This is a genomic window from Pseudomonas sp. P5_A2_2 (assembly GCF_054177685.1).
In genome coordinates, this window is the sequence record NZ_JBGCUL010000308.1 from 1 (window position 1) to 9,042 (window position 9,042).

6 protein-coding genes and 1 pseudogene are annotated in these 9,042 nt (G+C 61.6%); all 7 read left to right on the top strand.

Annotation, left to right across the window (positions count from 1 at the left end):
- Nucleotides 1-174 (top strand): annotated as a pseudogene (locus ACXRVY_RS17045) (nitrate ABC transporter substrate-binding protein); the annotation flags it as partial.
- 15 nt (nucleotides 175-189) lie between these two features.
- Entirely contained in the window at nucleotides 190-765 is a 576-nt protein-coding gene (locus tag ACXRVY_RS17050) for an ANTAR domain-containing response regulator (protein WP_458237822.1), read from the top strand.
- Nucleotides 766-1,104: 339 nt separating this feature from the next.
- On the top strand, nucleotides 1,105-2,316 hold the full coding sequence (locus ACXRVY_RS17055; protein ID WP_223462925.1) for a nitrate/nitrite transporter: 1,212 nt from the start codon (nucleotides 1,105-1,107) through the stop codon (nucleotides 2,314-2,316).
- Between the two features lie 7 nt (nucleotides 2,317-2,323).
- Nucleotides 2,324-3,991, top strand: a complete 1,668-nt coding sequence (locus tag ACXRVY_RS17060) for a bifunctional protein-serine/threonine kinase/phosphatase (RefSeq protein WP_223462926.1) — start codon at nucleotides 2,324-2,326, stop codon at nucleotides 3,989-3,991.
- 243 nt (nucleotides 3,992-4,234) lie between these two features.
- Nucleotides 4,235-6,688: a nitrite reductase large subunit NirB gene (nirB, locus tag ACXRVY_RS17065; RefSeq protein WP_223462927.1), complete on the top strand. Its 2,454-nt coding sequence runs from the start codon at nucleotides 4,235-4,237 to the stop codon at nucleotides 6,686-6,688.
- Nucleotides 6,685-7,002 carry a nitrite reductase small subunit NirD gene (nirD, locus tag ACXRVY_RS17070; RefSeq protein WP_223462928.1) on the top strand — a complete coding sequence of 106 codons (318 nt, stop codon included), beginning with the start codon at nucleotides 6,685-6,687 and terminating at the stop codon, nucleotides 7,000-7,002. Before nirB ends, nirD begins: the two co-directional genes overlap by 4 nt.
- On the top strand, nucleotides 7,002-9,042 hold a 2,041-nt coding region (locus ACXRVY_RS17075), incomplete at its 3' end, for a molybdopterin oxidoreductase family protein (protein ID WP_458237823.1). The genes nirD and ACXRVY_RS17075, both read left to right, overlap by 1 nt.

Sequence of the window (9,042 nt, forward strand, 5' to 3'; positions counted from 1 at the left end):
GACCTGTACCGTGAGGCCGCCAGTGCCGTCGGCGTCGCCTCACCAGCCGAGGAAATGCGCAGCAGCCAGTTGATCGACGGCAAAATCTGGGACGGCTCGGACCCGACCGGTTATGCCCGCAGTTTCAAACTGCACGCCATGAGCGACAGCTCCCATCGATCCGCCAGCCGCTGACAGGAGACCACGACCATGCTGCGTATCCTGCTGATCAACGACACCGCGAAAAAAGTCGGACGCCTGAAGGYCGCCCTGACCGAGGCCGGATTCGAAGTGATCGATGAATCCGGCCTGACCATCGACCTGCCCGAACGCGTCGAAACGGTGCGTCCGGATGTGATTCTGATCGATACCGAGTCACCGGGTCGCGATGTCATGGAACAAGTGGTGCTGGTGACTCGTGACCAGCCACGACCGATTGTGATGTTCACCGACGAACACGACCCCGGTGTGATGCGACAGGCGATCAAGTCCGGGGTCAGTGCCTACATCGTCGAAGGCATTCACGCACAACGCCTGCAGCCGATTCTCGATGTGGCCATGGCACGCTTCGAAAGCGATCAGGCCTTGCGTGCCCAGTTGCAGGCCCGCGACCAGCAACTGGCCGAGCGCAAGCGCATCGAACTGGCCAAAGGGCTGCTGATGAAAATGAAGGACTGCAACGAAGAAGAGGCCTACACCCTGATGCGCCGCCAGGCGATGAGCCGTCAGCAGAAGCTGATTCAAGTGGCGGAGCAGATTATTGCCATGAGCGAGTTGCTCGGCTGAAGTCCTGTAGCGCCTGTCCAGCCGCCATCGCGAGCAAGCTCGCTCCCACAGGGGAATTGTGTTCGACGTCATTCCCTTGTGGGAGCAGGCAAGCCCGCGATTGGCCACGACTCGATTTCGAGTGTTGGCACAGATCTCGCTATGTAATCACCACAGGTAACCAACGGCGGTTGCCCCACCTACGACAAAGACGTCGCGCACCTCATTTGCCCTTGGCGAATCGGGTGGCGGCGTTTTTTCGTTTTGGCCCCACAGCACGGGGCCGGTGGTGCGGCCGTAACGGCGCCCCACCTGCAAGCTCATGACTCCTTTCGAGACTCTTCACAGCTGAGGTGCGCGATGAATTCAAGCTTCTGGAAATCCGGCCATACACCCACATTGTTCGCAGCCTTCCTCTATTTCGACCTGAGCTTCATGGTCTGGTACCTGCTCGGTCCGTTGGCGGTACAGATCGCCGCCGACCTGCACCTGACGACGCAGCAACGCGGGCTGGTGGTCGCCACGCCGATTCTGGCCGGGGCGGTCTTGCGTTTCGTGATGGGGATGCTGGCTGATCGCCTGTCGCCAAAAACTGCCGGCCTGATCGGTCAGGTCATCGTGATCTGCGCATTGTTCGGCGCCTGGAAGCTCGGTATCCACAGCTACGAGCAAGCGCTACTGCTGGGGCTGTTCCTCGGCATGGCCGGCGCGTCTTTCGCCGTCGCCCTGCCCTTGGCATCGCAGTGGTATCCGCCGCAGCATCAAGGCAAGGCCATGGGCATCGCCGGCGCGGGGAACTCGGGTACGGTGTTCGCTGCGTTGATCGCCCCGGTGCTGGCGGCGGCGTTTGGCTGGAGCAACGTGTTCGGGTTCGCCCTGATCCCGCTGATTCTGACCTTGATCGTCTTCGCCTGGCTGGCCAAAAACGCCCCCGAGCGGCCAAAAGCCAAATCCGTGGCCGACTACTTCAAAGCCCTGGGTGATCGTGACAGCTGGTGGTTCATGTTTTTCTACAGCGTGACATTCGGCGGTTTCATCGGCCTGGCCAGCGCCCTGCCCGGTTACTTCAACGACCAGTACGGCTTGAGCCCGGTGACTGCCGGCTACTACACGGCAGCCTGCGTGTTCGGCGGCAGTCTGATGCGCCCCTTGGGCGGCGCGCTGGCTGATCGGTTTGGCGGCATTCGAACCCTGTTGGCGATGTACACCGTCGCGGCAATCTGCATTACCGCGGTCGGTTTCAACCTGCCGAATTCCTACGCCGCACTGGCGCTTTTTGTCTGCACCATGCTCGGTTTGGGTGCAGGCAATGGCGCCGTATTCCAGTTGGTGCCACAGCGTTTTCGTCGGGAAATCGGCGTGATGACCGGTCTGATCGGCATGGCTGGCGGCATCGGTGGTTTTGCCCTCGCGGCCGGCATGGGCGCGATCAAGCAAAGTACCGGCAGCTATCAACTGGCGCTGTGGTTGTTCGCCAGCCTCGGTGTACTGGCGTGGTTCGGTCTGCACGGTGTGAAACGGCGCTGGAGAACCACCTGGGGTTCGGCTGCCGTGACGGCTGCGCGGGTCTGAGGTCTCGATGAGCCTGCAACTGAGTTTCGCCGAAGCCAGCGCCATCGGTCCTCGCGAGGAAAACCAGGATGCCCTGCGCCTGGTCACGCCGGCTCCGGCGCTGGCCGCGAGCAAAGGTTACCTGTTCGCCATCGCCGACGGCGTCAGCCAGTGCGCCGATGGCGGTCTGGCTGCCCGTTCGACGCTGCAGGCCCTGGCGCTGGATTACTACGCCACGCCGGAAACCTGGGGCGTCGCCCAGGCACTCGATCGTCTGTTGTTGGCGCAGAACCGCTGGTTGCAGGCCAATGGCGGCGGACAACCGTTGCTGACCACCCTCAGTGCACTAGTCCTGCGCGGCCGGCGTTTCACCCTGGCCCATGTCGGCGATTGCCGGGTGTATCGCTGGCACGCCGACCAATTGCAGCGGATCAGCGAGGATCACGTCTGGGACCAGCCGGGCATGCAGCATGTGCTGAAACGGGCGCTGGGGCTCGACCAACATCTGGTGCTGGATTTTCTCGACGGTGAGTTGCGCCTCGATGAAAGCTTCGTCCTGCTCAGCGACGGCATCTGGGCGGTCCTGGGCGATACCGCCATTGCGGCGATCCTGCGCGATCAACCGGATTTGCACAGCGCCGCGCAAACCCTGGTCAATGCCGCGCACCTGGCGGGCAGCCAGGACAACGCCAGCGCCCTGCTGGTGCGAGTCGATGCCCTTGGTGAAGCGAGCATTGGCGATGCGTTGATTCACTTGCAGCAATGGCCACTGCCGCCAGCCCTGAAACCGGGTCAGGCGTTCGAGGGCTGGCAGGTCGAAGGAATCGTCGCGCAGAGCCAGCAATCGCTGCTTTATCGGGTGCGCGACAGTCAGCACCAACCCTGGCTGCTGAAAACCCTGCCGGGACGTCTGCACGACGATCACCAGGCCGGACAGGCGTTACTCTCGGAAGAGTGGTTTCTCAAACGCGTGGCCGGTCGACATTTTCCTGAAGTGCATGCCGCCAGTCAGCGTCAGCATTTGTACTACGTGATGCGTGAATATTCGGGCGCTACCCTGGCCCAACGGCATGAGCGAAGCGGACCGTTGCCGCTGCCCCAGTGGCAGGACATCGCCGAACGTTTGCTGCGGGCGGTCGGCCTGTTGCATCGACGGCAGATTCTGCATCGCGATATCAAACCGGAAAACCTGTTGCTGGGGGACGATGGTGAGTTGCGCCTGCTGGATTTCGGCCTCGCCTATTGCCCCGGTCTCTCGCAAGATCTGCCCTGGGCTCTGCCGGGTACACCCAGTTACATCGCGCCAGAAGCCTTTCGCGGCGACATGCCAACGCCACAGCAGGACTTGTACGCCGTCGGTGTGACCTTGTATTTCCTGCTCACCGGGCACTATCCCTATGGCGAAATCGAAGCGTTCCAGCGCCCGCGGTTTGGCCTCCCGGTCAACGCCAGCCGCTACCGGCCCGACCTGCCGGACTGGATCGCCCATAGCCTGGAACGCGCCGTGGCGGCGGCCCCCGAACAGCGTTTCGAAACGGCGGAAGAATGGTTACTACTGATCGAGCAGGGCGAACGCCGCAGTTTGAATGTGCGCCCAAAGCCGTTGTTGGAGCGCGAGCCGCTGAAAGTCTGGCGGACATTGGCGCTGGTATCGTTGCTGCTCAACCTGGCGCTGCTGGTGGTCGCGCTCCATTAGCGGGCAGCGCGCTTTGAATCAGTGCATTCCCTCACGATTCTGCCCTTGTGAACTGGAAGAAAGCCAACGAATACGGGACCTGAGCGAGTTGGCACAACCACTGCATTACCTCTTTCAACAGACATAAAGCGCGGGCTTCAACGACGAAGGCTGCACTTCCCGAGAGAACGGGACCAGGACAAAGGATTTGTCGAGCGTGGCCTGAACCCTGATGAGGCAGGTCTGAGCTCCCCGGAGAACCTGATGAAAAAACTAAAACTGGTGATGATCGGCAACGGCATGGCCGGGGTCCGGACCCTGGAAGAACTGCTCAAACTGAGCACAGAGCTGTACGACATCACGGTCTTCGGTGCCGAACCGCACACCAACTACAACCGCATCCTGCTGTCGCCGGTGCTGGCGGGCGAACAGACCTTCGAAGAGATCGTGCTCAACGACCTGGACTGGTACCTGGACAACAACATCAAACTGCTGCTCAACCGCAAAGTGGTGGAGATCGACCGGGTCAAGCGCCGGGTCATTGCCGAAGACGGCAGCGAAGCCGAATACGATCGCCTGCTGATCGCCACCGGCTCGACGCCTTTCATCCTGCCCATTCCCGGCAACACCCTCGAGGGCGTGATCGGCTACCGCGACATCGCCGATACCCAGGCCATGATCGACACCGCGAAAACCCACCGGCACGCCGTGGTGATCGGTGGCGGCCTGCTCGGTCTGGAAGCCGCCAACGGCCTGATGCTGCGGGGCATGCACGTCACCGTGGTGCATCTCGGCGAGTGGTTGCTCGAGCGGCAACTGGACAAGACCAGCGGCCAGCTGCTGCAAACGGCCCTGGAGTCTCGCGGCCTGCACTTTCGCCTGTGTGAGCAGACCCAGGCCTTGCACGACGCAGGCAACGGCCGCGTCGGTTCAGTGCAATTCAAGAACGGCGACATCATCCCCGCTGACCTGGTGGTGATGGCTGCCGGCATTCGCCCCAATACCGAACTGGCGGAAAAATCCGGCATTCCGTGCAACCGCGGGATTCTGGTCAACGACACCCTGCAAACCTACGATCCCCGGATCTATGCCATCGGTGAGTGCGCCAGCCACCGAGGCATCGCCTATGGTTTGGTGGCGCCATTGTTCGAACAGGCCAAGGTCTGCGCCAATCACCTCGCTCAACTGGGTTTCGCCCGTTATCAAGGCTCGGTCACGTCGACCAAGCTGAAAGTCACCGGCATCGATCTGTTTTCCGCCGGCGACTTCATGGGCGGTGAAGGCACGGAAACCATCACCCTCTCCGACCCGATTGGCGGGGTCTACAAAAAACTGGTGATCAAGGATGACGTGCTGGTCGGTGCCTGCCTGTACGGCGATACGGCAGATGGCGGCTGGTACTTCCGGCAGATCCGTGAGAATCACGCCATCGGCGAGATCCGCGATCACTTGATGTTTGGTGAAAATGCGCTTGGCGACGTAGGACATCAGGGCCAGGACAAAGCCATGAGCATGGCCGACACGGCCGAAGTCTGCGGCTGCAACGGCGTGTGCAAAGGCACCATCGTCAAGGCCATTCAGGAACACGGGCTGTTCAGTGTCGACGAAGTCAAGAAACACACCAAGGCCGCCAGCTCCTGCGGTTCCTGCGCCGGCCTCGTCGAACAGATCCTGATCAACACCGTGGGCGGCGCCGCCGACGTCAAACCAAAAAGCGAAAAGGCCATCTGCGGCTGCAGCGACCTCAACCACGGGCAAATCCGTCAGGCCATCCGCGAGCAGCACTTGCTGACCATCGCCGGCACCATGAGCTACCTGAACTGGCGCACCCCCAATGGCTGCGCCACCTGCCGGCCGGCGCTCAACTACTACCTGATTTCCACCTGGCCGGGGGAAGCCAGGGACGACCCGCAATCGCGCCTGATCAACGAAAGGGCTCATGCCAACATTCAGAAAGACGGCACTTACTCTGTAGTCCCGCGGATGTGGGGCGGTGTGACCAATCCTTCGGAACTGCGGCGCATTGCCGATGTTGCCGACAAGTACAACGTGCCGATGGTCAAGGTCACCGGTGGCCAGCGCATCGACTTGCTGGGCATCCGCAAGCAAGACCTGCCGGGGGTATGGAAAGACCTGGACATGCCGTCCGGCCATGCCTACGGCAAATCCATCCGCACGGTGAAAACCTGCGTCGGCAGCGAGTTCTGCCGCTTTGGCACGCAGAACTCCACACAGCTGGGTATCGAGCTGGAACATGACCTGTTCAACATGTGGTCACCGCACAAGGTAAAACTGGCGGTCTCCGGTTGCCCACGCAACTGCTCGGAAGCCGGCATCAAGGATGTGGGGATCATCGGCGTGGACTCCGGCTGGGAGATGTACATCGGTGGCAACGGCGGGATCAAGACCGAAGTCGCGGAATTCTTCGTCAAACTGAAAACCGCCGAAGAAGTCCGCGAATACAACGGTGCATTCCTGCAACTGTATCGCGAAGAAGCCTTTTACCTCGAACGCACCGTGCACTACCTGCAACGGGTCGGCATGGACCACATCAAGAAAGCCGTGCTCGAGGACCCGGAGCGTCGCAAGGCGCTCAACGATCGCCTGCAATTCTCCCTGTCGTTCGAACAGGACCCGTGGAAGGAACGCCTGGAACAGCCACAACTGAAGAAAGAATTCGACGTCATCCCCGTGAAAAACCTGGAGGTGCTGGCATGAACTGGCTGGATATCTGCGCACTGGAAGAGATCAATGCCCTGGGCTCGCGGATTGTCGCCGGCCCCAAGGGTGACATCGCGATTTTTCGCACCAGCGACGACGAAGTGTTCGCCCTCGACGACCGTTGCCCGCACAAGGGCGGGCCGCTGTCCCAAGGCCTGATCTACGGCAAACGGGTGGCCTGCCCGTTGCACAACTGGCAAATCGACCTGCAAAGCGGTGAAGCCCTGGCCCCGGACATCGGCTGCGCCCATCACCATCGCACCCGGGTGGAAAATGGCCGGGTCCTGCTGGCCCTGCGGGATGCAGGCTGATGGACCGCCAGATCACCGCGTCCACCTGCTGTTACTGCGGGGTCGGTTGCGGGGTGCTGATCGAGCATGACGGCGAGCGCATCCTCGGCGTCAGCGGCGATCCGGCGCACCCGGCCAATTTCGGCAAACTGTGCAGCAAGGGCTCGACCCTGCACCTGACCGGCGACGAGACCGCGCGGGCGCTTTACCCCGAGCTGCGCCTCGGCAAAGGCCTGGCCCGCCACCGCACCGACTGGGATACCGCCCTCGATCACGCCGCCAGCGTTTTTGCCGCGACCATTGCCGAACATGGCCCGGACAGCGTGGCGTTTTACATTTCCGGGCAACTGTTGACCGAGGACTACTACGCCTTCAACAAGCTGGCACGTGCCCTGGTGGGTACCAACAACATCGACAGCAATTCGCGGCTGTGCATGTCCTCGGCGGTGGTCGGCTACAAGCGCAGCCTGGGTGCCGACGCGCCGCCCTGCAGCTACGAAGACCTGGAATCGAGCGATTGCGTGATGATCGTGGGCAGCAACATGGCCTACGCCCATCCGGTACTGTTTCGTCGGCTGGAAGAAGCCAAATCCCGCCGACCGCAGATGAAGGTCATCGTCATTGACCCACGTCGTACAGACACCTGCGATCTGGCTGACCTGCACCTGCCGATCTTGCCGGGCACCGATGTCGCTTTATTCCATGGGATTTTGCATTTGCTGCTGTGGGAAGACTGGATCGATCGTGACTTCATCAAAGACCACACCGAAGGCTTGCCCGATCTGAAGAAACTGGTGCGCGATTACACACCGCAGATGGTGTCGCAGCTGTGCGGAATCAGCGTTGAGCAACTGCAGCAATGCGCTGAATGGGTCGGTACTTCACCGTCTTTCCTGTCGTTGTGGTGCATGGGGTTGAACCAGTCCACCGCCGGCAGCGCGAAAAACAGTGCACTGATCAATCTGCACCTGGCCACCGGGCAAATTGGTCGCCCGGGTGCAGGACCTTTCTCGTTGACCGGCCAGCCGAATGCCATGGGTGGGCGGGAAACCGGTAGCCTGTCTAACCTGCTGCCGGGCCATCGTGACGCCGCCAACCCTGAGCACCGTGCCGACGTGGCCGCTTACTGGGGCGTTGATCAACTGCCTGAAAAACCGGGGCTGACTGCCATCGAGTTGTTTGAGCAGGTGGGCAACGGAAAGATCAAAGCCTTGTGGATCGCCTGCACCAACCCCGCGCAATCTCTTCCCGATCAGACTGCCGTGCGCGCGGCACTGGAAGCCTGCCCGTTCGTGGTCCTGCAGGAGGCTTTTCGCACCACTGAAACCGCCAGGTTTGCCGACCTGTTGTTGCCCGCCGCCAGTTGGGGCGAAAAGGACGGCACGGTGACCAACTCCGAACGGCGTATTTCCCACGTCCGCCGCGCGATCGTCGCACCGGGTGAAGCGCGTCCGGACTGGGCGATCACGGTGGATTTCGCGCAGCGCCTGGAGAAACATCTGCGTCTGGAAGCGACCAGCCTGTTTGCCTTTGAAACCTCGGCACAGGTCTTCGACGAATACAAACAACTGACGCGTGGCCGCGATCTGGATTTGTCCGGGATCAGCCACGGGTTGATCGACAAAATCGGCCCGCAACAATGGCCCTTTCCTACGGGGTCCAGCGCAGGCACCGCCCGCCTCTATCTCGACGGTATTTTCCCGACTTCCAGCGGACGCGCGCAGTTCGTGGCCGATCCCTATCGCGCCGCCAAGGAACAACGTGATGCGCGTTTCCCGCTAACGCTGATCACCGGTCGTCTGCGCGATCAATGGCACGGCATGAGCCGCACCGGCACCGCCGCGCAGTTGTTCGGTCACGTCAGTGAAGCTGTATTGAGCCTGCACCCGGATGAGCTGCGCCGGCATCGCCTGCAAACGGGCGATTTGATCTGCCTGAAAAGCCGACGCGGCGCGGTGATCGTACCGGTCGCCAGTGACGACAGCGTGCGTCCGGGCCAAGCCTTCTTGCCGATGCATTTTGGTGACCGTTTCCTCAAGGGGGGCGTGAACAGCCTCACCC

Coding starts and splice junctions, on each gene's coding strand:
- nirB (WP_223462927.1), top strand. CDS start 4,235: ATGAAAAAACTAAAACTGGTGATGATCGGCAACGGCATGGCCGGGGTC.
- ACXRVY_RS17060 (WP_223462926.1), top strand. CDS start 2,324: ATGAGCCTGCAACTGAGTTTCGCCGAAGCCAGCGCCATCGGTCCTCGC.
- ACXRVY_RS17055 (WP_223462925.1), top strand. CDS start 1,105: ATGAATTCAAGCTTCTGGAAATCCGGCCATACACCCACATTGTTCGCA.
- nirD (WP_223462928.1), top strand. CDS start 6,685: ATGAACTGGCTGGATATCTGCGCACTGGAAGAGATCAATGCCCTGGGC.